This window comes from Flavobacterium sp. UBA4197 (genome assembly GCF_002379575.1).
GTDB lineage: Bacteria > Bacteroidota > Bacteroidia > Flavobacteriales > Flavobacteriaceae > Flavobacterium > Flavobacterium inviolabile.
Map to the genome: position 1 here is coordinate 17441 of NZ_DFUB01000008.1, position 25364 is coordinate 42804.

The window sequence follows — 25364 nt, forward strand, 5'->3', positions numbered from 1 at the left end:
TTCAATTTTAGAAAATAGTCTTTCTGTCTACAACAGCACCGTTTTCTAAGGTTATTTTTAAAAGTACTACGCTGGTTGATTTTTTTACATTTTTAAGTGTAATTTCATTTTCATCAGCATTTTTGTACTCATCTATTTTTCTGCCTAATACGTCGAAGGCAACGATGCTTTTAATTCTTTCAGAAGAAGAGTGAACTGCTAATTCATTTCCTCTAAGTATTTTAATTCCGTTTTCATTTGTGAAATCTACGTTTCCTAAATTTCCGTTTGAGAAACGCAATACAAAACGGTCGTTAAATGTTCCTGCAGCAGAAGTAAAGCTGTATGGCGCTGTTCTTAGGTCGTGGATCACATTTAGTGTTTTATCTTCTAGGAAAATCGCATGTGTATCGAATACTCCGTCCAGGTGGTCAATTCCGATCTGGTAAGTATCCTGAGCATTAGCGTTAAATCCTAAAGCTACTTTGTCGTCTTCATTGAATGGTAACGGACGTGCCTGAATGGTTAGGTTCATTTCCGGAATAGTAGAGTAGAATGTTACTCCGTTTCCTCCGAAAGCCTGACCGTCTAATCCTCTGTCGAAGTCTAAACTTGCTCCTTCAGCATATCCTACCAGGATCTGGCTGAACGCTCCGTTAGCATTCGCTAAGTTTAACCAGATGCGGTGTTTTTCAAGTTCACCTGAATTCACGGCCTGTGTTTCCGGGTTAATTTGTGCAGCTCCGCTTTTCAGGAATGTATTGTTAGATCCGCTAACTCTCATACTGTTGATGAATTTAGCATTTCCGTTTGCAATTCCTTTTACAAAGAAAGCCTGACCGGAAGCGATATAACGGCTTGGTTGTGTGCCTCCTGAAATTGCTGTTGCTGTAGCCCCGAATTTGTTTACAGTAGCATAATCGGAAGAGGTATAGTTATAAGAATAGTTTCCGTAAAAAGGATTTGCTGTTCCGGTTTGTATCGGAGTATTGTGTGTCCATACGTATACGGTTCCGTCCAATAATGTTTTATTCGTTGTTTCGTTTAAGAAAGATACCACGTCAATTGCTGAAGCGTAAGGGTTTCCGATAAGGTTCCACTGGTCGTCATCAGCGGTTACTCCATTACCAACGTTTGCATCTGTACCGATAGCGATCGGAATAGTGATGTCGCCATTATTTGGTGTTCCAACAAAAGTTGCCGTATAGGTTGTTTTATTTGCCGGATTTAAATCAAATGATTGCGGTGCTCTCACGATATAGCCCATTCTCGGATCCATAGCTGTTGTGGTTGCATTTACACCAATCCAGTTTCCGTAACCTCCGTTGATTGTTGGCTGCCAACGATAGTATTTGTCAGACAAAGTGTTTGGTGATAAAGCGCTTAAAGTAAAATTAGAAGCCAAGGTTACCGGTGAATTCCAGTACGTAAAGTCATAACGATACATTGGTTGTGTCGTACGTTTGATGTTTACAATTCCGGAATTGGCAACATTATCTGTCTGGATAATACTGGCGCTGTTCGCTAAATTGAAAGTACCGTTGTTTTGTACTGTAATTTTGTTAACCACGTTTACACCGTTTCCTGTTGGAACTTCAAGACGGGCATTTGTTCTTACGGTTAATGTTTTTGCTAAACCTACATAGTTGGTTCCGTTTACATTAGCATAATTTGTAGCCGGTTTGATGATTACACAGTTGTCTGCTGCTGGTACTCCTACAGGAAGCCAGTTGTTAGGATCATTCCAGTTACCGTTGTTACCCTGCCAAACTTTAGATTTGTTTGTAACGTTAACTAATTTTGAAGCAGTACAGCCATTGGTTAATTGTACATTGGCAGTAAACGACCAGTTGTTTACTTCTAACTGAGCAGTAGAAGGTTTGATGTAAACGACGTTTACAGCCTGGTTGGTATATGGTACTGTTCCGGCAGCATCAGTATAGGCATCAATCGTAGCTCCTGTCCAGGTAAAGTTTGATGTTAACGGTCTTGTTCCGCTTAAAACAACATCATCAATAGCCCATCCGTCAGCATAAACTGCGGTATATAGGAATCTTAATTTCAGGTTTGCAACTCCTACATAGCTGTTTAACGGAATAGTTACAGTTGCGAATTTACCAGGTGATCCCTGACTTGAGGTGAATGTTTGTACCGCTGTCCAGGAAGTACCGTTATCCGTTGAAACTTCAACGATAGCCTTGTCTCCGTTTCCATAACAAGAGAAATACTGTCTGTATGTCAATGATAAATCGATGAAATTTGTAGTGTTATAGCTGTTTGTTGTTTGTAATGCTAAATTTCTTGTGTTGGTAATACTATAGTCAGAAGTCGTAAAAGCAAATTTGTTGCCAATCGCTCCGGAGCTGATTGCCGGTTTCCAAACACCGGAAACAGTTTTGTAAACACTGGTTTTTTGCTGCCATTCTGTTGCGGCATCACCATTGGCGATATTTGCTTTTGTAAAAGCGCCAAGTCCTGATGTTTCAAAAGTCTCATTTAATAAATCGACTACTTCTGTACTTCCTGCTGCAGAGATCTGTACTAAATCTTCTTCACCGCATATTTGAGGAGAAGCAGGAGTAATGGTGATATTAGGAACCGGTTTTATTTTTGCGATAATCGGCGTACGAACCAGAGATTCGCATGATCCGTTTAAGGCTGTTACATAATACGTTGTTGTAGCCGATAAGGATGGCGTAGTGTATGATGCTGATGTAGCACCGGCTATAGCTGTTCCTCCGCTTTCGGTAGTGTACCATTTGTATGATGTTACTCCGGAAGTACCGGTTACTGTTAAGGTTACCGTTCCTGTTCCACACTGTTCAACTGTTGGAGCACTTGCTATTTTTGCAGAACAATCCTGAATTACACGTATTGTATAGTCTTCTGTCTCACCATCGGAATTAGATCCGCAGGCAGCAGTAGATTTTGTACGGATACGCATTCTGTAATCGCCAGGAGCTGTTCCTGTTGGTACCACAAAACCAAAAGTATTGGAAATAAAGCTTGTATTGGTAGTAAAAACGATTTCTGAAGCATCTTCAAAAGTGTTGTTTTTGTTCCAGTCTACCCAAACTCTTGCGGTTTGTACTCCTCCGGACAAAACAAGGCTAACATTGATTCCGCCACCCGGAATTTGTTGTGCCGGTGTTAGAGCAGTATAATCGCCATATCCGGAAGTGCTGTATCCTGTTGTATTTGTAGGAGCATCTACTACAGCTCCGGTTGTTTTATAGCTGGAGATATAAAAGGTACTTGATGAAGATGAAGGGATGCAAATTGCAGATGGTGTCCAGGTGTATAATAAGTTTGTATTTGGATATGAACTATTAGAGGAATTTCCTGATCTTGTTCTGTTAGTATCGTTGTTGTTTGTACCATCATTAGTGTTACCCATCCATTTTCCGTTAGAAGGTTGTGATCTGTTGTTGAAGTCGCTGTTTGAACTTCCTCTAAGACCTACCTGAACAGATATAACACTATTGTCTGATGGCTGGCAGCTACCGTATGAAATGTTAACGGTATTGGAAGTTTCGTTTAAACGAATCTGAAAGTTAAAATCTCCGTCTTTAGCATTTCTTTCGGCATCAGTCCATTGTACCACAAAAACGCGGTTAGGAGCATTTCCTATAGTTTTATAGGTTATGGCAGAACCGTTACTTCTTAAATTTACTCCCAATGCACTGATCGCTCCGCTATAGGCAGTTGATGAGGAAATCGGGTTGTATTCGTTATTGTTGGATAATGTGCTCCCGAAAGTTATAAATCCGTTAGTATTTACCGAACAAGTACTATAGTTTGTACCGTTATAGTTGAAGGTAAACCCAATTGCAATATTATTTGGCGTTGTATTATTGTCCCAGCTATCATTAAAAACAATTGAAGCTCCGGTAATTGCGGTATAATTTGAGGTTGATTCAGAAAAAATATAATTGCTAACCTGTGCATAACCGGTATTGTAAATGAACAATGATAAAAAGGCTATCACATTTAAAAAGGAAAGGTTTTTAAGATTAAACGGATTAAAATTAAAAACGTTGATAACTTTAAAAAAGTCATCAGATTTTCTGTTGTTTTGGGGGCTGGTTAACATACTATAAAATCTTTAGGGGTTAATTTTACAGTACGAAAGTATGTACTAAGAATCACACGTGAGGTGCGTTTTGACTGAATTTCGATGAAGGATTCCCTTTAATCGATAAAGTGCATTTTTTGAAAACAATAATTAAAATTCCGGAACCGATTTTATGGTAAAACCGTAATTATGTGTTAAAAATGAATATATTTTTTTACGGAGTGTAAAATTTGACCCTGAAATTGATTTTTTTGTTAAAAAAAATGAGTAAATTTAACTGTGTAATTTGTTATGAATTACAAATGAATGAAACATATATGAAGTGCTAAAAGGGAATCGTTCCCCGGTTTTGTTGTCCCGTTTTAAAGGCTTTATATCCCTTGATGTTTTTTTAAAAATAAAATGTGTATTTTTGTAACTACTTAAAAAACAGAATTTAATGATGATGAAGAAAAGCCTTTTAGTAATTTTTTTATTTGGTGCCGCTTTTTTAAGCCAGGCCCAGATGTATGTGAGCCCAAACAGTTATGTTTTTGTCAATAATGAATTATTGTTTGTCAAACAGGATGTCGTTTTAGCCAGTTTAACCGGTAACGACGGATATGTATATCTTAGAAGAGGAGGCCAGCTTATGCAGGGTGTTGCAGGCAATACCCAGAATAGCGGAGGCGGTAAGATGACCGTTTACCAGGAAGGTACTTCGGATAATTATGATTATAATTACTGGTGTTCACCGGTGGGAACGGTAGCATCCGGTCAGGAAGGTGTTTTAGGAAATTTAAATGGTAATGTAAACAGTTTGTTTTTCAGACCGGTAAGTATTACGAATAGTACCGCTGCAACGATACTGCCATGGGGATCCTGGGACGGACAAGCCAGTCCGTTGTCGATTTCTTCCCGATGGTTATGGAAATTTATCAGTTCAACGGCTTATACCGGCTGGGCACATATCGGAAACGGTCAGCCTTTAGCTGCCGGCGAAGGATTTACGATGAAAGGAACAGCCGGTACCGATTCCAATAATGTGGATGGTACGGTTGCCAACAATCCGGGAGCCAAACAGCGTATCGACTTTAGAGGACGTCCAAACGACGGTGATATTGTTATCCCGACACTTGCGGGACAGCAAACGTTAACCGGAAATCCGTATCCTTCAGCAATTGATTTGAGCTATTTTCTGCTGGATAATCCGGCTTGTGACGGAACGGCTCAGTTTTGGGAGCAGGATAAAACGGTAAATTCGCATTATCTGGCAAACTACCAGGGCGGATACGGTACGTTTACGCCGGCGGCAACTTTAGCACAGGTACTTGCCGGAACAGCAGGTCCGGGGGTTTATACACCGGCAATCTTTTATTCTTATGACGGTTCCGGTAATCAGGGACCGGTGGTTTCGATACCGGGTCAGCATTTTGAGCGACGTTTTTCTCCGGTTGGACAAGGATTTATGGTTATGGGCGTGGGTGCCGGTACCGTTACAATGAAAAATAAATACCGCGTATTTGTAAAAGAAGGAACGGTTACCAACTCTGATTTTGAAAAAAGCGCAAATTCAACAGCTTTTGTCAATAACAGCGACAGTACGGATGAGAATTTCCCGCCTATACAAGCGGTATCCGGTATTGACTATACCAATGGCAGTAAATTGCCAATGCCGCAGATCCGTATCAATACTTTAATTGATAATCAGGGTGTTCGCCAGGGTGTGATTGTTTTTCATCCGGAAGCGACTGACAGTTACGACAGAGGTATGGATGCCTTGTCATCGGATGATGCCTTGCCTTCTGATTCCTTTTTTGTGATAGACAATAAAGAATGTATTATCAGCGCTATTGCTTTTGATGAAGACAAGCGTATTCCGGTAGGTTTTAAAAATGATCAGCCTGCCAATTATAAAATCACCATAAAGGAAATTATCAATTTTGAAGATGTTTCCAATGTTTACCTGCATGATAAAGTAAATAATGTATACCATGATATTAAAAATGGTGTTTACGAATTGAACCTGCCGGCAGGTACCAATAAAACGGATTATGAGATTACATTTAAAGATGATAATATATTGGGTGTTGGTGAAGATATCAAAAACAGCCTGGTAGTTTACCAGAATAATGCTTCGCATAACCTTACCATTAACAACCCGATGCTGTTGGATATCAACACACTGGTTTTGTATGATGTCGTTGGAAAAACCATCTTTACCAAATCAAAACTGGGAAGCAGTGTCTCTTATGAATTTCCGACCTTTAATTTGAGTGATGGTATCTATATTGTAAAAATGGCTACCGCTGACAATCTGGAAATAAGTAAGAAAATCATAATTAAAAATTAAATTTTATTTAAAATATTTAAAAATAGCTTCCATTTGGGAGCTGTTTTTGTTTAAAATGATACTTTTGTAAAGTATGAAAAGCAGTAGTCAGCAATTGCCGTTAATCCTCCCTGATGGAATCTCCGTAACGGTTAAAAGAGAAGATTTAATTCATCCTTTTCTTTCCGGTAATAAATATCGTAAACTGTATTACAATCTTGAAAAAGCCAAAAAAGAAGGATTTACAAGGCTGTTGACTTTTGGCGGTGCTTTTTCAAACCATATAGCTGCGGCTGCGGCTGCCGGATTTCATTTCGGTTTTGAAACGATCGGCATTATCAGGGGAGAAGAACTGAGCGACAAGATTCAGGAAAACCCGACTTTGCGGTTTGCCGAACAGCAAGGCATGAAATTTGATTTCATATCCCGTGAGGCTTACCGGTTAAAAGCGGAAGCAGCATTTGTGGAGGCATTACAGGCAAAATATGGCGCTTTTTACCTGCTGCCGGAAGGCGGAACCAACGAGCTGGCCGTTAAAGGATGTGAGGAGATTTTAGAGGAAGACGATAAAATAAAATATAGCCATATTTGTTGTGCTGTCGGAACGGGAGGAACCATATCCGGATTGATCAATACCAGTGGCAGTACCCAAAAAGTTCTCGGATTTCCGGCGTTAAAAGGTTCGTTTTTATCTGAGGATATTTGTAAGTTTGTGAATAATAGCCGTTGGGAGCTTATTAATGACTATCATTTTGGAGGATATGCGAAAATAAATGAAGCACTGATCCGTTTTATTAATGCGTTCTATGCCGAAACGGGCGTGCCTCTGGATCCGGTTTATACCGGTAAAATGATGTTTGGTGTCATGGACATGATAGCGAAGGGCTATTTTCCTGAAAAGGCACAGATTTTGGTGATCCATACCGGAGGATTACAGGGAATCGAAGGAATGAATAAAATACTGGCACAGAAAAAAATGCCATTGATAATAAACGAATAGCAATTGAATTCTTTTAAAAATAAAAATAATGATTAAGAAGTTTTGTATTCTGCTGACTGTCATTTTTGTTTACAGCTGCGGGTCTTCTTCGAAGATCCGGACGGCATCGTCAAAAAATACCACTACTAAAAAACACACGACCGTAAAAACACATACGGGAGGAACAAAATCAGGAAATGCGGGTGAAAATGCAAAACCTACAGAAGTTTTAGAAGCTACTTCAAAATTGAAAGTAACGACTGAAATAGTTAATGAATATATTTCCAAATTTAAAGAAACGGCTAAGGATAACATGCGAAATCATGGTATTCCGGCGAGTATCACGCTGGCGCAGGGAATCCTGGAATCCGGTGCGGGTGTAGGAACGCTGTGTATCAAAGCAAATAACCATTTCGGGATCAAGTGTCATGCCGGATGGACGGGAGAAAGTGTTCGTCATGATGATGATGCCGAACAGGAATGCTTCCGGAAATACAGTGATCCTGCGGAGTCTTTTCGCGACCACTCCCTGTTCCTGACAACCAGAAGCCGCTATGCCGCTTTGTTCAAATTACCTAAAGGAGATTATACTGCCTGGGCAAAAGGACTTAAAAATGCCGGCTATGCTACCGATCCGAAATATCCGGATAAATTAATCGGACTTATCGAGCGTTATGAATTGTACAAATACGATTCGGAAGTTATCGGTGCCGGTTACAACAAACCGGTAATCAAAAAAGAAACACCGATAGTAACAAATAAAGTTGCTGAAGACGGTACTACTTACCGGGTGTCGCAGGGAGATACCTTATACTCCATTTCTAAGAAATTTAATGTAACGGTTGACGAGTTGATCAAAATAAACAACCTTACCTCAAATGCAATATCAATTGGCCAAATACTAAAAGTAAAATCATAATGTTATATAAAAGAAGCAGCGAGCTGTTTGCTGCAGCATCAGCAGTTTTGCCGGGTGGTGTGAACTCACCGGTTCGTGCATTTAAATCAGTTGGCGGAACGCCAATTTTTGTTAAAGAAGCTAAAGGAGCCTATCTTTATGATGAAGACGGAAACCGTCTGGTAGATTATATAAACTCATGGGGGCCTATGCTGCTGGGACATGCACACGCTCCGGTTGTGGAAGCGGTAATTGAAAAAGCCAGGCTGGGAACCTCATTCGGAATGCCGACAGCTTTGGAAACAGAAATAGCGGCATTGGCCATTTCGATGGTGCCCGGAATAGAAAAAATACGCTTTGTAAACTCCGGCACGGAAGCTTGTATGAGTGCTATCCGTCTGGCAAGAGGTTTTACAAACAGGGATAAGATCATAAAATTTTCAGGTTGTTACCACGGTCATTCCGATTCTTTCCTGATCCAGGCAGGAAGCGGAGCGATAACCTTTGGTTCGCCAAATAGCCCTGGAGTAACACAGGGAACAGCAAAGGATACCTTGTTAGCCCGTTATAACGATCTGGATAACGTGCGTTCATTGTTTGAAGCGAACAAAAATGAAATTGCAGCCATCATTGTGGAGCCGGTAGCCGGAAACATGGGGTGTGTGCCGCCGCAACAAGGCTTTTTAGAAGGATTACGGGCACTTTGTACAGCAAACGGCGCCTTGCTTATTTTTGATGAAGTAATGACTGGATTTCGTCTGGCAAAAGGTGGTGCGCAGGAATTGTTCAACATTACAGCCGATATCGTAACGTTCGGTAAAGTGATCGGTGGCGGATTGCCTGTTGGTGCTTTTGCTGCCAGAAATGAGATCATGAACTATTTGGCACCGTTAGGGCCGGTATATCAGGCGGGAACACTGTCCGGAAATCCACTGGCAATGGCGGCCGGATTAGCCATGCTGAAAGAAATCAATACCAATGCGGGTCTTTTTGAGCGTTTGGAGCAAAAAACGGCTTATCTGGAAGCGGGAATCCGTAAAGAACTGGATGCAGCCGGTATTGTCTACACGATCAACAGAGTGGGCTCGATGATTTCCGTTCATTTTGACGGAAGTCCGGTTGTGGATTTCGATACGGCGAAAAACGGCGATAACGATTCGTTTAAAAAATTCTTCCACGGCTTGTTAAGAGAAGGGGTTTATATCGCACCTTCGGCTTATGAAACCTGGTTTATAACGGATGCACTGACGTATGAAGATCTGGATTTTACAATTGCTGCCGTTGGGAAAGTGGCTCAGGAATTATAACAGAAAAGTATAAAAAGAAAAAAGCGCACTATATAGTGCGCTTTTTTTATTAATGTGTAAGACGGTTAACTAAGTCCGGCTGAGCATTTAACTGCTCTAATTGCGAAGGCGTTAACGGCGCTTTTAAATAATGTTCAACTACTCTGGCCAATTCTTTTTTACGACCATCTGATAAATCTTTAACTGCTAAATTCTGATGTTTCATCACAAAAGCTTTTGTTACTTCCGTCTTCTGAGCTTCCGTAAGCTTGATCTGTGCTGTTAAAACAGTCATGTCATTCTGAACCTTACTGGCTAATTCCTTGCTTAGCTCCTGTGCAGAAGCGCTGACAGAAAAAGCAATAATCATAAAAAATAGGGCCGCTAATTTTTTCATTTGGTAATAAATTATCAGTGTTTGGAAGCCAAAACTAACTTATTTTATGATATTTTACTAAAAAAACTGCTGAAAAATTATTGACGTTCTTTATTTTTAAAGTTTTGCACTCTTTTTTCCATTCTTTCCTGGCGCATATTGTCGCGTTTTTCCCATTTTTCCATCTGGCTGGCATTCAGGATTTTTTTCATTTCGCCTTTAAAGGCAATTTTCTCATCCATACGTTTGTTTTGCATGGCAAAACGTTCGTCGCTGGTCATTTCTTTGTAGTTTTTCTTTACATCACCCTGAGCCGCTTTGACAGCCTCGCGTTTCTGGCTTTGTTCTGTTAAAAGCTTTTCTACATCTTTTTGCTGTTTTGCAGTTAAATCAAGATCAAGGGTCATTCTTTTAACCTGTAATTGTACCTGTTGCTCCGGAGTCATGCGTTCGCGTTCTCCTCTTGTTGCTTTTTCCTGTGCAAATCCAAACATTGTTGCTGTTAGGCAGATTGCTAAAATTAGTTTTTTCATAATACTTTCTTTTGTAAGTTGTTATGTTCCTTTGACAGCCGTTGGAATAAAAGGTTTAAAATCGGGTGTAATAAAAAAAAGTTAAAAAAATATAACATTTATATTGTTTCCATAAAAAGATATAACCATATTTTTTGGAGTTACCGCTTTTGAAGGCTACCTTTGCCGCGTGAAATCAGGAATAGTCATAATCATTTTCTTTGTACTCTTCAAACCGATACTTCCGGTTTTTGAGTATGTTATTAATTATGACTACATCACTACCGTACTTTGTGAAAACAAGGCAAAACCCGAAATGGCCTGTAACGGAAAGTGTCATTTAATGAAAGAATTGGCAAAATCTTCCGAAACGGAAAAGCCGTTATCGACCGATAAGAAAAATGTAAGAGCAGAAGTAGAAGTATTGTTTCTGGAAATTCAGAAAAACTTCGAATTAGCGGTACTGCCATCTGTCGGAAAAACACAAAAAAACTTCAGTTATTCTAATTTGTATACCCATTTGGGTATCAATGCCATTTTTCATCCGCCGGCTTTTATTTCTTAAAATTTAACGGGCGCTCCATCGGAGCAAAACAACACTCTTTTGATGGTATTTTCCATCAGGGGAATGACATGTCGTATATTTTAAAAAATAAAAAATGAAATTTCAATTCTATAAAAAAGTATTGGCAATTGCATGTGCTATTGCTTTAGGGTCATGTAGTAATGATGACGTAATAAATTCAACAGAAGGTAACGGAAGTTTAAAATTAAAATTCGATCACCGTTATGGGGAAACCGATTTTATTATGGGGGCGACCTATGCCACATCGCAGGGTGAAGCCATTAAGGTGGACAACATTAAATATATTGTCAGCAATATTGTATTGACAAAAGATGACGGATCTACCTATACGTATCCGAAAAGTAAAAGCTATTTCATTATAAAAGAGCAAAGTCCGGTTTTGTTTACTGTTGAGCTTGCCGATATTCCGGCCGGAAATTACAAATCGGTTAAATTCGGAATAGGAGTAGACCAGGAGCAGTTTAATTTAGGAGCTGCCGGACAGGGTGACTTCCTGGCTCAGGCTCAGGCAGAAGGGATGATGTGGTCCTGGAGTGCCGGGTATAAGTTTTTAGCTTTCGAAGGAAACTTTACTTCTGCAACGGTTGCGCAGTCAACATTATTTAAGGTACATACAGGACAAACCGGAACGAATTATAACTATACGGAAGTATCACTTAACTTCCCTGATAAAGCTTTGGTGCGGCCAACGATCACGCCACAGGTGCACATCATGGCGGATTTGTCTAAGATCCTTGACGGAGCAAATAAAATAGGGCTTTCACAACAACCCAATATTATGGGTGGAGCGATTTTGGCTTCTATCACGGCTAATGTACAGTCCATGTTTGCTGTAGATCACGTTCATAACGATTAAGCAATTTAAAAAGCTGCCGGTTTTTTTTGGATTGGCAGCTTTTTGAAATACGAAAATTATGAAAGTGAAAATCTTAGTATTGCTCATGCTTCCTTTGTTGTGGAGCTGTTCGAACGATGGTGATTCCGACGAATATCAAAATATTCCGATTGCCTTTAAAGTGCCTTCCAATTTTCCGCCTTTGGCTTATAATCTGCAAAACAATCCCCTTACGGAAAAAGGATTTGAGCTTGGTAAAAAACTGTTTTATGACGGCCGCTTATCCTCAGACGGATTGGTTTCCTGCGGGTTCTGCCATATACAGGAGGATGCTTTTACACATCATGAGCACACCTTTAGCCATGGTGTTGGCGATAATATTGGAACCCGGAATACACCACCTATCCAGAACCTTGCCTTTCAGACGGCTTATATGTGGGATGGCGCTACAACGCACCTGGATTTACAGCCTTTGATCCCGCTGACCAGTGAGATTGAAATGAATGGTAACCTTGCAGAAATTGTGAGTATGATGAAAAGTGATAAGGCCTATCAGAAACTGTTTAAACAGGCATTTTCCGATGGGGCGATCAATTCTGAAAACATGCTGAAAGCCCTGGGGCAGTTTATGGTTATGGTAACCTCTTCCAATTCGCGATTTGATAAGTTCAGGCGAAATGAACCGGGTGGTAATTTAACCCAGGAAGAACTTGACGGTTATACGATTTTTAATCAAAAATGTGCTTCCTGCCATGCGACAGATTTGTTTACGGACAATTCGTACCGTAACAATGGTTTAGCCGTGAATCCGCTTATCAACGATATCGGGCGTTACCGTGTTACCGAATTGCCGGAAGATTACTATAAGTTTAAAGTGCCAAGCCTTCGGAATATTGAAAAAACAGCACCATATATGCATGATGGCCGGTTTTTTACACTGGAAGCGGTCTTGAATCACTATGCGCAGGGTGTGGTGGATTCGCCAACGCTGGATCCGGCTTTAAAGAGTAGTGGTTCTTTAGGGATTCCACTGAGCGGAAATGAAAAAACAAAATTAGTAGCGTTTTTGAAAACGTTAACCGATATGCAATATTTAACCGATAAACGGTTTTCGGAATATTAATGGAAAACAGCGCCTGTTTGAGGTGTGTTTTTGGTTAGAAAGTATTCTAATTTTAAAATGTTTTTATAGCGGTATGGTATTGTGATAAAAGCATTTTTTAGTAAAAAAGTGGACTGTTGCAGGTCCGTAAAAAAGAAATAAAAATGAAAAAATATAGTATAGTACTATTGCTTTTTTTGGCAGCTTTAACACAGGCGGCAGAAAAAGACAGTCTCAATTGGGCGAACCCTTTTAAACGATATTTTCAGCCTCTGGAATATTATGATGACTGCGATGCCTGTGGGTGTTCGGCGAGTGGCGGAAGTCTGGGGTTTTCGTCGATGCTGAACAGTAATTTTGTCGGAGTCCGCTATTTTAACCAGCATTATAAAAGTAATGACGGTTTGTTTTCGGATTCTCCCTGGTATGAAGAAAATTTCAATACCATACAGGTCTGGGCGCGTATTCCGATAGTGAAAAAAGTACAGCTTTCGGTGCTGGCACCCTATCATTTTCACAACAGGGAAACGGTTACGGGAAACCAGCAGATATCCGGATTGGGTGATATTACGGTTTTGGGAATGTACACGGTTTATGAAACCACAAAGGACAGTACGCTGTTCCGGCACACGCTGCAATTGGGTGGTGGTGTTAAGGCGCCAACGGGAAAATATAAGGAATTTAACAGCGGTAGTGTGAATCCGAGTTTCCAGGTAGGAACCGGAAGCTGGGATTATATTTTTGCTTCTGAATATGTTTTAAAGCAGGGCGATTTTGGTTTGAATACTATGGCGAGTTATACGCTGAAAACGGAAAATCAGAAAAATTACCGTTTTGGAAATCAATTTAACTATGCTTCAACATTGTTCTATATGATGGCGGTTAAAACGTTTGCCCTGGTACCGCAAATCGGGATAGCCGGTGAGGTATATGGCAATAATTATCAGTACAAGCAGCAACTTCGCAATACGGCCGGTGATATCCTTTTTGGAAAATTCGGTATTGAAGTGGGTAAAGATAAATTTTCGTTAGGGTTGAATACCATGTTGCCGATCAATCAGAATTTAACCGGAGGAAGGGTGGAAGCCCAATACCGGTGGAGTGTTAATTTGAATTATACGCTGTAAAAAAAAGAAAAGGACTCCGTTGAGTCCTTTTTTTATGGTGCTTTTTGTGCACTGGCCGGATTTTGTGGCTGATGCTGTCCCTGGAAGCGTTTTTTGTAAATAGCATCCCATTTGTCCTGTTGTTCGGCTGTTAGGACAGCTTTCAGGTTTGCTTTTAGTGTTTTCAGGCTTTCGATATATTCTTCTTTTAACGTCTGGTTTTCTTCCGGTTTGGCAGATTGAAGACGCTGCTTGATGTCGCCGGTTTTCCGATTGTTTTCAAGTAAGATCTTTTCCAGCTGTTGCTGCTGGACTGTTGTTAAATCCAGATCGGTTGCCATTCTTTTTACTTCCATTTTGGCTTTTTGCTCGGCGGTCAAAACGGGTTGCTGCTGTGCGTTGCAGGTTAAGGATACAATACCTAAGATTAAAATAAAGAGCTTTTTCATAATCTTATTGGTTTTAAGTTGTTGATTCCGTGAAGTTTTGCTTAAAATTAGCGATTAAAGCGGGGAGCGGATGTTATTTTCTTTTAAGTGTATTTTTTGTCGATTAAATACAGAAAATGCTGGTTGTTAGCGGTTAAATAAAAAAAGGAGCTCCGTGAAGAACTCCTTTTTTGTAAATATGATTGAGGGTAATTACGATTGTAATTCCACTACTTTACTTTCGCCGTTAACAACAACTTTGGTCAGTCCGTGCTGTGATAAGGCCTTCATGGCTTTATCCCATTTTTTACCGCTTAGTCCTGCCTGATTTTTCAATTCGGCTAATTCTAAAGCGTTGTTGCTTTTTTCAAGAATAGCAATGATGGCTTTTTCTTCTGCTTCCAATTCAATCTGGATGGCTTTTTTCTCCGGACGCATCTGAGGGAAGAATAAAACTTCCTGGATGGATGGATTGTTGGTCAGGAACATGATTAAACGGTCCATTCCGATTCCCAAACCGGATGTAGGCGGCATACCGTATTCCAAAGCGCGTAAAAAGTCATTGTCAATAAACATGGCTTCGTCGTCACCTCTTTCGGATAAGGCTAACTGTGCTTCAAAACGCTCTCGCTGATCGATCGGGTCGTTTAACTCAGAATATGCATTAGCGATCTCTTTACCGCAAACCATTAGTTCGAAACGCTCCGTCAGATCCGGATTGTCACGGTGTACTTTAGTAAGCGGGCTCATTTCTTTCGGATAATCCGTGATGAAAGTAGGCTGGATGAAGTTTCCTTCGCATTTCTCTCCGAAAATTTCGTCGATCAGTTTTCCTTTCCCCATTGTTTCGTCTACGGCAATTCCCATTGATTTGGCTGCCTCTCTTAATTCTTCTTCCGTTTTTCCCGAGATATCAAATCCGGTGAACTGTTTGATGGCATCCGTCATGGTCACGCGGGCATAAGGTGCTTTGAAGTCAACAGTATGTTCGCCAAAAGTTGCGCTTGTTGTACCGTTTACCTGAAGGGCGCAATATTCCAGAAGATTTTCGGTGAATTCCATCATCCAGTTGTAGTCTTTGTAGGCTACGTAGATTTCCATTGCGGTAAATTCCGGATTGTGGGTTCTGTCCATACCTTCGTTACGGAAGTTTTTGGAGAACTCATAGACACCGTCAAAACCACCTACGATCAGTCTTTTCAGGTACAATTCGTTAGCAATACGCATGTATAGCGGAATGTCTAAAGAGTTGTGGTGTGTGATAAATGGTCTTGCTGCTGCGCCACCGGGAATGGATTGTAATATTGGTGTTTCTACTTCAAAATAGCCTTTGTCGTTAAAGAACGTACGCATTGCGTTGAAAAGCTTGGTTCTCTTAATGAAAACGTCTTTTACCTGCGGATTTACTACTAAATCCACATAACGCATACGGTAGCGTAATTCCGGATCGGTAAAAGCATCAAAAATATTACCGTCGGCATCTACTTTTGGAAGCGGAAGCGGACGTAATGTTTTGCTTAGTAATGAGATTTTTTTAGCACGCAGGGTTTTTTCGCCAACCTGTGTGGTGAAAAGTTCTCCTTCAATACCGATAAAGTCACCTAAGTCAATTAGTTTTTTGAAAACTTCATTGTATAATGTTTTGTCGTCGTCCGGGCAAATTTCATCACGGTTAATATAAACCTGAATACGTCCTTCGCTGTCCTGAATTTCGGCAAAGGAAGCTTTTCCCTGTATACGGGACGACATTAAACGTCCGGCCACAATTACCTTCTTTCCTTCTTCAAAAGTTTCCTTGACCTGCTTCGACGTATGATCTACGGGAAACAAATTTGCGGGATATGGGTTTATTCCAAGTTCTTTCAACCTGCCCAATTTTTCTCTTCTGATGATTTCTTGTTCTGAAAGTTGCATAATTGTGATTTATTTTAAGCGTGCAAAGATAGGTATAATTTGAGAATGAGTCAATTTCAAATTTTGAAAATGATTATGATGGTTATAAATGCGGAAAGCAGTATCTTTGAATCACATTTTTAATTGATACTATTATGATTGAAAAGGTTCGGATGTTTTTGGTTTTATGCGTTTCGGTAATCGCAACCAGTTGTAATTTTACAGAGAATATTAATTTGAACAGTGACGGAAGCGGAAAGATTTCTTTTGATGTTGATGCTTCGGCAATAATGGAAATGGGCGGTGAAGAGATGATCGGGAAAGGGAAGTCGGAAGTGATCGATTCTACTTTTACATTTAAGGAATTGCTGGCGCAGAAAAAGGACAGTATTGCAAAATTGCCGGCGGCAGAACAGGCAAAACTGAAGAAGATGGAAAATTTTGCCGTGAACATGAAAATCAATGAAAGTGAAAAGACTTTCTTTTTCTCACTTTTCAGTGATTTTAAAAGTACCATGGATCTGGTGGATATGATGACGGTGATGAAATCGATTGATGAATTGAAATCGAAAGGGAAAGGAAGCCAGAGTCCGATTTCAAAAATGGAAGATGGCAACACGGAACTGAAGTTTTCGTTTAACGGAAAAAAATTCTCCAGAACGGTAAAAGTAAAAGATGCCGTGCTGCAAAAACAAATAGTGGACAGTCTGGGTTCGATCCGGCCGATGCTGGCGGCATTTAATTATACGGTGAAATACCATTTCCCGAAAAAAATAAAATCGGTTAGTGCGAAAAATGCGCTTTTTAGTGAAGATAGAAAAACAGTTACGATACAATTCCCGTTTTTGGATTATGTGGAAAAACCGGAATCGATGAGTTTTGATGTTTTTCTGGAAAATAAATAATTACAACAGATGAATAAAAAAGTAGCGCTAAGGGATCTTGGCCTTAAAGATTATAAAGACACCTGGGATTATCAGGAATCATTATTTCAGGGAATATTAGATATTAAAATAAGCAATCGAAGAGAAGATAAGGGAGAGGCAACTCCGAATTATTTTTTATTTGTAGAACATCCGCATGTGTACACTTTGGGTAAAAGCGGTGATTTTTCAAATCTGCTGCTCAATGAAAAGCAGCTGGAGGAAAAAGGAGCGACATTTTATAAAATTAACAGAGGCGGAGATATTACGTATCACGGTCCCGGTCAGATTGTAGGGTATCCTATCCTGGATCTGGAAAATTTCTTTTCGGATATTCATAAATATTTGCGTCTGCTGGAAGAGGCGATTATTCTGACTTTGGCAGAATACGGATTGTCCTGTGAAAGAAGCGAAGGAGAAACAGGAGTATGGTTAGGTGTGGGAACACCTTTTGCAAGAAAAATCTGTGCGATGGGGGTTCGGGCTTCCCGCTGGGTTACGATGCATGGATTTGCATTGAATGTAAATTCGAACCTGGGTTACTTTGATAATATTATTCCGTGCGGGATAAAAGATAAGGCAGTCACTTCTTTAAATGTTGAATTGGGAGTGGATCATGTGGATGAGGCAGAAGTGAAAGCAAAAATCACCAAACATTTTGCGGCTCTTTTTGAGGCGGAAATGGTTTGAGAATTTTAAGACAATTTAGAAAGAAAAATCCTGACAAAATTTTGTCAGGATTTTTTTTGTGTTTACAATTCCAGTTTTAACTGTTCCGGAAGCAGCCGGAATGATTTTCTGTGGTATTTGGTGATGCCGTATTTCTGAATTGCTTCCCGGTGTTCTACTGTTGGATATCCTTTGTTTTGTTTCCAGTTGTACATGGGGAATTCTTCGTGTATTCGGTTCATATATTCATCGCGGTATGTTTTGGCTAAAACGGAAGCGGCGGCGATACTAAGGTATTTGCTGTCGCCTTTAACGATGCAGCTGTAGGGAATGTCGTTAACCGGTTTGAAGCGGTTTCCGTCTACGATAATGTATTCGGGAACAGGGCTGAGCCCGGTAATGCAGTGCTGCATGGCTTTTATGGATGCGTTCAGGATATTGATCTCGTCGATTATTTCCGGTTCAAGATGGATGACTTTGTAGGATAATGCCAGTTCTTCTATTATCGGTTTGAGGCGATCGCGGGTTAATTCGGATAATTTTTTGGAATCGTTGAGTTTTTCTATCAGGCAGTTTTCCGGTAAAATAACGGCTGCGGCGGTAACGGGACCGGCAAGACAGCCTCTTCCGGCTTCATCGGTTCCGGCTTCTAATGTTAACTTTGAGTAATTCGATAAAAGCATTTTTGTTTTTGGTAAAAATATAAAAAAACAACAAATTTTCTGAGTAATCTGCTGTGGATATTAGGACTTTTTTTTGCATACTGTATTTCTTAGGGTGTTTTTTTAACACAAATAAAATGCTACAATTCCTATATTATATTTGTTTATTTAAGAAATTATTAAGAAGTTTGCGGAATAACTAACTCAAATAAATTTAATATGAGATCGAAGTTTAAATGGATTTTTACGCTTTTACTAGCGTTTTCAATGCAGTTTTCGTTCGCACAGGAGAAAACTGTTACAGGTACTGTGACCGAGGGAGGTTTACCATTACCTGGTGTTAGTGTTGTGATCAAAGGAACAACACAAGGCACGCAAACTGATATGGATGGTAATTATTCCATCAAAGCATCACAAGGACAAGTGTTGGTTTTTACATTTGTTGGAATGCAATCATCATCAGTTACTGTTGGTGCTAGTAACAAAGTAAATGTTGCACTGCAAGCCGAAGCAAGACAATTAAATGAAGTTGTTGTTGGTGCTTTAGGTATTAAAAAGAGAGTGGATGCGATAACTTCCGCTAACCAGGTTGTTAAAGCGAAAGAATTGAACCAGGCTTCCAGTCCAAGTGTTGTTCAGGCTTTAACAGGTAAAGTTTCAGGTTTACAAATCAACCAGACAAACAGTGCTGTTGATGCTACAACCAGAATCGTTATCCGTGCTGCAAAATCACTTACTCAAAATAACCAAGCTTTGGTTGTAATTGATGGTGTTATTTCATCAGCTGCTGTTTTACAACAGTTGCCACCTGAAACAATTGAGTCAGTAAATACTATTAAAGGTTCTCAAGGTGCTGCTTTGTACGGATCTGATGGTGTTAACGGTGCTTTAATTGTTACAACTAAAAAAGGTTCTGCTCAAGGTCAAAAAATGACAGTTAGTATTAACTCTTCAATTGACTTTTCTAATGTGGCTTACCTTCCAGAAAGACAAACAAGATATGGTCAAGGATGGGATGGACAACATTATTCTTATGAGAATGGTGCTTGGGGTCCTGAGTTTGACGGATCTATCCAGCCTACAGGTTTACCTCAAGCTGATGGTAACTATTATATGTTGCCTTATGAGTCTCAAGGAAGTGATAATATCAAAAAATTCTTTAAAACAGGAATTTTAACTCAAAACGGAGTTACTTTATCTTCTGGTAATGAAGATGGTTACCTTTTCTTCTCAGCTAACAAATTCAGAAATGAGTTCATTGTAAACAGAGACGTTTTAGATAGAACAAACTTCCAATTCAGAGCTGGTAAAAAAGTTGGTAAATTCAATGTAGAAGGTAACGTTGCTTACACTACACAAGTTTCGAATACTACAAGTTCAAGTTTATACTACAACTTACTACAGACACCTACTAACATTCCAATCAAAATGTTTGATAATGCTAGTAACGAGCACGGATATTCTTACTATGGAAGAAATCCTTACTGGGTTGTTGATAACGTAAGAAACCAGGCTTTAGCTGATGTTTTCAACGGTATTGGTAAAGTGTCTTATGAAATTAACAAAAACATCAATGTAGTATATACAGCGAATGTTAGTTTCCAACAAAACAGAGCTTTAGGTTATACTAATGACTATAAAGATCCTTACCAGATTTCTGACGGATCAATTATCTCTAGCTTCAGTACTTCTAACTTGGCAAGAAGAAATATCTATGGTGATTTATTAGTTAACTTTGATTATGATTTAACTAAAGATATCAACTTCAAAGCGAATATTGGTAACAATATCCAAGATAGATTTGCTACTCAAACTTCAGTTTCTGGAACACAGTTAGCGCTTCCTGGATTATACAATATTGGTAACGTTTCAAGTGTACCGAATGCTTCTAATGCAGAAAGCAGAGTTAGAAAATATGCTTATTTCGCAAACGTTGATTTAGCGTATAAAGATTATTTATTCTTGAACTTAACAGGAAGAAACGAGTGGGTATCTTTCTTAGATAAAGATAACAACAGTTATTTCTACCCAAGTGCTGGTATCTCTTTCGTGCCTACTAAAGCTTTCGAAAGTTTAAAAGATAACAAAGTATTATCGTATGCTAAAGTAATGTTCAGTGTTGTAAAAGTTGGTAATGCTGATGTTGCCGCTTATGAAATCAATAACTTATACAGACAATCTACAGGTTATCCATTCAACGGAGTTAACTCTTACGTTCCAAACGTTCAACCTACAATTGCATACAATTCAAGAACAAACCCTTATATCAAACCAGAGTTCTACGTGTCTAAAGAGGCTACAATTAACTTAGGTTTCTTAAATGACAGAATTACTTTAGAAGCTTCTGGTTATATCAGTGATAACACTGACTTGATCACTAGTGTGAGTTCTTCTTATGCTTCTGGTAACCCTAACTATGTTACTAACATTGGTGCTACTAAAGCAAAAGGTATCGAGATTGACTTAGGTATTACACCTATCAAAACTAAAGATTTTACATGGGAAGCAAAATTCAGTTTCTCTAAAACTAAAACTACTGTTGAAAAAGTTTCTGATAACACTAACTCTGTTGCAATTTACTCTCCTTACGGAACTTACGGTATTTTTGCTGAAGAAGGTGAAGAATATCCTATCATCAAAGGTTTTGGATACCAAAGAGATGGTGAAGGACGTATCATTGTTGATGCTAACACAGGAAACCCATTAAAATCTACTGAATTAATGAAGTTAGGTAAAACTACTCCAGATTATATCTTAGGATTAAATACTTCAATTGATTTCAAAGGATTACGTTTAGCTGCAGTAATGGATTACAGAACTGGTCACCAGTATTATTCAGGTACTAAAAATACATTAAGTTCTTTTGGATATTTAGTGGATTCAGCTGAAAACGGAAGAAACGGATTTATTATGCCAAACTCTTCTTATTTAGATACAGCTACTGGTACTTACGTTGCTAATAATTCAGTTGTAACTGGAGGAGGATCTTCAACAGGAATTCAACAATATTATGCTAATACTTACTCTAACATTGATGAGAACTACATTTTAGATGCTACAGCATTCAAAGTTCGTGAGTTAGCTTTAAGTTATGCAATCCCTTCTAAAATGTTAGAAAGAACTGGATTGACTAGTTTAAGAGTAGGTGTAAATGCTAGAAATCCATTTACAGTTCTTGCAAGAGAAAACAGAGGATATGATGATCCAGAAGGATCAATAAATAATGGTAATGCGGTTGGATTGGCTTCAGGTACAAGTAATAGTGGTGCTAATGGTACTAACCAGTATCCAAACACTAGAACTATCGGTTTCAGTCTTAACTTAACATTTTAATTTTAAAGAAGTATGAAAAAGTATAAAGTACATATATTCTCATTAGTTGCGGCACTTGGTTTGTCGTCATGTGATGATTATTTGGATATTAATAACTCACCGACTAACCCAATTTATGAGAGTGTAACTCCAAACTTGGCATTAGGTGGGGCTATTACACAGCCATATAGAACATTTGCAGTTGATCAAAACAGGTTAGGTAACTTGTTTATGAACAGCTGGGGTGGTAACGTAAATTCTTACACAGGTATTTACACTGTTGAGTTCGATTTGAATATTGATAACTCATTCTATTCAAGAACCTGGGAGAATTTATTCCTAACAACCTTAGGTTTAACAAACATTCAAAATTATCCTGCTGATAATTATGATAACCATAAAGCTATTGCTAAGATTGTAAAAGCATTTTACTTTCAGTATTTAGTAGATTTATATGGAAATATGCCATATTCTCAGGCACATAATCCATTGAACACTACTCCTGCTTATGATAATGCTAAGGATATTTACAGATCTTTAGTTGTTGAGTTGGAAACAGCTGTTGCTATGATTCATAATGCTCCTGCTAACACTACAGCTGTTGGTAATGAGGATGCTATTTTCAAAGGAAACATGGTTAACTGGGAGAAATTTGCTAACACACTTAAATTAAGATTGTTAATAAGAGAATCCGGTGTTGCTTCCAGTCAGGCTTACATTACAGCTGAAATGAATGAATTAACGGCTTCTGGTGCTCAGTTCTTAACAGCTGATGCTAAAGTTAATCCAGGTTATTCTAATGCTAATAATGATAAACAAAATCCATTCTACAATACTTATGGATTTAACATTAATGAAACAACGGCTAGAGCTGGTTACCTTTCAACTGTAGCTACTAAAAATGCTATTGAATCTTTAAATGGTGTTAAATACAGTCCTAGTAATCCTTCTCTTGCATTTGATAATCGTTTACCTAGATTATGGAAACAAAATGGTAGTGCTTATGAAGGAGTTATTCAAGGACAAACAGGTATCGAGGCTACTGATAACTTAGCAAACTTCGGACCTGGTATTGTTAAGAATTCTGCTCAGGACGGTTATATATTTACAGCTGCTGAAAGTTATTTCTTACAGTCAGAAGCTGTGCATAAAGGGTATTTAACTGGTGATGCTAAAGCTTTATTCCAAACGGGTATCCAAAAATCTTTTGATTTATTAGGAGCTGCAGGAGGACCAACTTATATTGCTAATACTAACGGCATTGATAAATTAGGTTGGGATGCTACTGCTGATAAAGTTGAGGCTATCATGACTCAAAAATGGATTGCTTTAATGAGCATCAATGGTCTTGAGTCTTGGATTGAATATACAAGAACTAGTTACCCTCAGACAGACCTAGCACTTACTGCTACCAGACCAGCTAAACCGGTAAGATTGATGTATCCTGGATCTGAGTATACTGCTAATGGTAACAACGTTCCAAGTCAATCTCAAAATGATGCATTTACTAACAAGATTTTCTGGAATCTTCCATAAAAAAAATTAAGTTTATGAAAAAAATTAAATTATTATTTTTATTAATCACGGCTACTGCAGCGACAGTATCGTGTGATTTAGGTGATGAAGCACCTTCTTATGGTGATTCTAGAGCTATTGTAGGTTTTCCTAGAACTACTCAAAGTGCTTCAATCGTAACCGATGGTACTGATAAAACGATTAACGCTGCGATTGAATTAATCGGTGGTAATAATGGTTTACCAGTAGATCAGGATGTTGCTGTTACTTATGAAGTAGATGTAGCTAGTACTGCAACTGAAGGGGTGCAATTTAATTTCCCTACAGCTAACCGTACTGTTATTATTCCAGCGGGAAGTAAAACGGTTTTAGTTCCAATTACTGTTCACAGTGGAGCTATCGTTGTTGGTAGTAATAAAAACATCGTTTTGAAAATTACAGGAGCTTCTTCTGCTAGCGCAACTGTTGTTGGATCAAACTTTAGTAAAGTAAGAATTACTTTAGTAGGACAATGTTTCTCTAACTTAGCAGGTAACTATGTTCTTAATTATACATCTGGTCCTCAACCTGTTTTAATTACAGCTGTAGGTATCGGTGAGTACAAGTCAAATATTACACCAGGATTCACTCAGTATGATATGTACTTTAGTGATGTGTGTGGTACATTGAGAATTACAGATTGGACTCACAACGCTACAAATGCAATTTCTGGAGTTGGTCAGGTTCAGTCTAATGGTGATTTAAGATTTACTAATGTTACTATTGTTGGTGTAGCTGGTTATACTAATCTAAGCTGGCTTGTTAAAAAAGTAATCTAACACGATAATAAAATTTCAATATGAAAAAAAATAATAAAAGATATTTAAATTCAGCTTTTGCATTATTGTTGTCGGGATTCGCTTTAGTATCTTGTAATGATAATGAGGTTGATTTTGTTTACAACCAAAAGCCTACTGTATCAGTAGCACAGACTTCTTATACCGTTAATGAAGGTGAATTTGTGTCAATCGTACTAACACCAAGCAGAACTATCAACACTCCGATTCAGGTGAAACTTGAATTGTTGCCAGGTGGTACAGCTACTATCGATGACGATTTCTCATTACCTGGAACACCAATCGGAATTGATGAAGGTTTAGGTGCTGACGGATTTATGGTTACTATCCCTGCAAATGCATCAAGCTATACTGTTAAAATTCCTACAGTTATTGATGATGCAGTTGATGATAACGAAACTTTTGCAATAAGATTAAGCGGAACATTTAATTTAAATGCTGTTATTGATCAGGTTGTAAATGTAACAATCAAAAACGTTGTTAAAGACGAATTAGATTTAACTTTATCTTGGGATAAAACTTTCTCATTCGGAGGTGAGACATATTCTCTTTGTGAAGAAGAGTATGATATTGATATCTTAGTTTTCGATGCTGCTACACTTAATCCTTTTGGAAACGGTGCTCAAACAGCAAATTGCCCTGAGCATTTAAACATGCCATTAAGCGAGTACCCTGATGGTGAGTATATCATTGCTGGTTACCTTTATAACGATATCGGTCTTCCTTCTTTAGGATTACCTGAGTTCAATATTCCAATCACAGTTGATTATCTTAGAGGTGGTTCTAGCACATTGTCTGGATCATTTACACAATCAACAGGAATGTTAACATCTAACTCTCAAGGTGATTCTGGAGCTCCTAATGGAGGTAACGGAGATGGTGACTTAACAGTTATTGTTAGAGTTAAAGTTCAAAATGGTGTATTCACTATTTTAAATGGTAACACTGTTCTTGCTCAAGGTAAGAGTGCTGCTAAAATGATCGATGCTTTCAAAATGAAAAAAGCATTAAAACATAAAAAATAATATTTAACGATATATTTTTAAAGCGCCCCGATCGGGGCGCTTTTTTATTTGTAAGA

At 38.7% G+C, this 25364-nt stretch carries 20 protein-coding genes; 14 read left to right on the forward strand and 6 right to left on the reverse strand.

What is annotated here, in order from left to right; genetic code table 11:
* Positions 1 to 7: 7 nt before the first annotated feature.
* Positions 8 to 4072, reverse strand: coding sequence for a GEVED domain-containing protein (locus B3394_RS04450; RefSeq protein ID WP_286913435.1), 4065 nt, complete (start codon positions 4070 to 4072; stop codon positions 8 to 10).
* A gap of 421 nt (positions 4073 to 4493) precedes the next feature.
* Between B3394_RS04450 and B3394_RS04455 the strand changes: the two genes are divergently transcribed.
* The 4 genes from B3394_RS04455 (at position 4494) to hemL (ending at position 9549) form a co-directional block, all read left to right on the forward strand.
* Positions 4494 to 6386 carry a T9SS type A sorting domain-containing protein gene (locus B3394_RS04455; protein WP_286913437.1) on the forward strand — a complete coding sequence of 631 codons (1893 nt, stop codon included), beginning with the start codon at positions 4494 to 4496 and terminating at the stop codon, positions 6384 to 6386.
* A gap of 73 nt (positions 6387 to 6459) precedes the next feature.
* Entirely contained in the window at positions 6460 to 7365 is a 906-nt protein-coding gene (locus B3394_RS04460; RefSeq protein WP_286913440.1) for a 1-aminocyclopropane-1-carboxylate deaminase/D-cysteine desulfhydrase, read from the forward strand.
* A gap of 28 nt (positions 7366 to 7393) precedes the next feature.
* On the forward strand, positions 7394 to 8263 hold the full coding sequence (locus B3394_RS04465) for a glucosaminidase domain-containing protein (RefSeq protein WP_286913445.1): 870 nt from the start codon (positions 7394 to 7396) through the stop codon (positions 8261 to 8263).
* On the forward strand, positions 8263 to 9549 hold the full coding sequence (gene hemL, locus B3394_RS04470) for a glutamate-1-semialdehyde 2,1-aminomutase (RefSeq protein ID WP_286913448.1): 1287 nt from the start codon (positions 8263 to 8265) through the stop codon (positions 9547 to 9549). Before B3394_RS04465 ends, hemL begins: the two co-directional genes overlap by 1 nt.
* Before the next feature lie 49 nt (positions 9550 to 9598).
* Here hemL and B3394_RS04475 read toward each other — a convergent pair whose 3' ends face one another.
* The gene (locus tag B3394_RS04475) at positions 9599 to 9925 is read right to left on the reverse strand and encodes a hypothetical protein (protein ID WP_177729918.1); all 327 of its coding nucleotides are present in this window, start codon (positions 9923 to 9925) and stop codon (positions 9599 to 9601) included.
* 77 nt (positions 9926 to 10002) lie between these two features.
* Positions 10003 to 10437 (reverse strand): hypothetical protein, encoded by a 435-nt coding sequence (locus tag B3394_RS04480; RefSeq protein ID WP_286913455.1) that lies wholly within the window; start codon positions 10435 to 10437, stop codon positions 10003 to 10005.
* A 169-nt stretch (positions 10438 to 10606) separates the two neighbouring features.
* On the opposite strand from B3394_RS04480, the gene B3394_RS04485 reads away from it, so the two are divergent.
* From B3394_RS04485 to B3394_RS04500, 4 genes are all read left to right on the forward strand, one after another.
* Positions 10607 to 10981, forward strand: a complete 375-nt coding sequence (locus B3394_RS04485) for a hypothetical protein (protein WP_286913457.1) — start codon at positions 10607 to 10609, stop codon at positions 10979 to 10981.
* A 94-nt stretch (positions 10982 to 11075) separates the two neighbouring features.
* Positions 11076 to 11858: an MbnP family protein gene (locus B3394_RS04490; RefSeq protein ID WP_286913460.1), complete on the forward strand. Its 783-nt coding sequence runs from the start codon at positions 11076 to 11078 to the stop codon at positions 11856 to 11858.
* A 58-nt stretch (positions 11859 to 11916) separates the two neighbouring features.
* The gene (locus B3394_RS04495; RefSeq protein WP_286913465.1) at positions 11917 to 12960 is read left to right on the forward strand and encodes a cytochrome-c peroxidase; all 1044 of its coding nucleotides are present in this window, start codon (positions 11917 to 11919) and stop codon (positions 12958 to 12960) included.
* 143 nt (positions 12961 to 13103) lie between these two features.
* Complete coding sequence (locus tag B3394_RS04500) at positions 13104 to 14066, forward strand: transporter (RefSeq protein ID WP_286913468.1); 963 nt, start codon at positions 13104 to 13106, stop codon at positions 14064 to 14066.
* Positions 14067 to 14098: 32 nt separating this feature from the next.
* On the opposite strand, the gene B3394_RS04505 is transcribed toward B3394_RS04500, so the two are convergent.
* A complete protein-coding gene (locus B3394_RS04505; RefSeq protein ID WP_177729913.1) occupies positions 14099 to 14494 on the reverse strand; it encodes a hypothetical protein in 396 nt (131 codons plus the stop codon).
* 192 nt (positions 14495 to 14686) lie between these two features.
* A complete protein-coding gene (gene lysS / locus B3394_RS04510) occupies positions 14687 to 16387 on the reverse strand; it encodes a lysine--tRNA ligase (protein WP_286913470.1) in 1701 nt (566 codons plus the stop codon).
* 134 nt (positions 16388 to 16521) lie between these two features.
* On the opposite strand from lysS, the gene B3394_RS04515 reads away from it, so the two are divergent.
* Both B3394_RS04515 and lipB read left to right on the forward strand, forming a co-directional pair.
* Positions 16522 to 17271 (forward strand): hypothetical protein, encoded by a 750-nt coding sequence (locus tag B3394_RS04515; protein WP_273244078.1) that lies wholly within the window; start codon positions 16522 to 16524, stop codon positions 17269 to 17271.
* A gap of 9 nt (positions 17272 to 17280) precedes the next feature.
* Positions 17281 to 17979 (forward strand): lipoyl(octanoyl) transferase LipB, encoded by a 699-nt coding sequence (gene lipB / locus B3394_RS04520; protein WP_286913477.1) that lies wholly within the window; start codon positions 17281 to 17283, stop codon positions 17977 to 17979.
* Positions 17980 to 18041: 62 nt separating this feature from the next.
* Here the strand turns inward: lipB and B3394_RS04525 are convergent, their stop codons facing one another.
* Positions 18042 to 18641 (reverse strand): ribonuclease HII, encoded by a 600-nt coding sequence (locus B3394_RS04525; protein WP_286913480.1) that lies wholly within the window; start codon positions 18639 to 18641, stop codon positions 18042 to 18044.
* A 198-nt stretch (positions 18642 to 18839) separates the two neighbouring features.
* Between B3394_RS04525 and B3394_RS04530 the strand changes: the two genes are divergently transcribed.
* The 4 genes from B3394_RS04530 to B3394_RS04545 are packed head-to-tail and all read left to right on the forward strand — an operon-like array spanning position 18840 to position 25308.
* Positions 18840 to 21953 (forward strand): SusC/RagA family TonB-linked outer membrane protein, encoded by a 3114-nt coding sequence (locus B3394_RS04530; RefSeq protein WP_286913482.1) that lies wholly within the window; start codon positions 18840 to 18842, stop codon positions 21951 to 21953.
* Positions 21954 to 21965: 12 nt separating this feature from the next.
* Positions 21966 to 23468, forward strand: coding sequence for a SusD/RagB family nutrient-binding outer membrane lipoprotein (locus tag B3394_RS04535; protein WP_177729905.1), 1503 nt, complete (start codon positions 21966 to 21968; stop codon positions 23466 to 23468).
* 14 nt (positions 23469 to 23482) lie between these two features.
* Positions 23483 to 24265: a hypothetical protein gene (locus tag B3394_RS04540; RefSeq protein ID WP_286913491.1), complete on the forward strand. Its 783-nt coding sequence runs from the start codon at positions 23483 to 23485 to the stop codon at positions 24263 to 24265.
* A 20-nt stretch (positions 24266 to 24285) separates the two neighbouring features.
* Positions 24286 to 25308 (forward strand): hypothetical protein, encoded by a 1023-nt coding sequence (locus tag B3394_RS04545; RefSeq protein ID WP_286913494.1) that lies wholly within the window; start codon positions 24286 to 24288, stop codon positions 25306 to 25308.
* Positions 25309 to 25364: the final 56 nt, after the last annotated feature.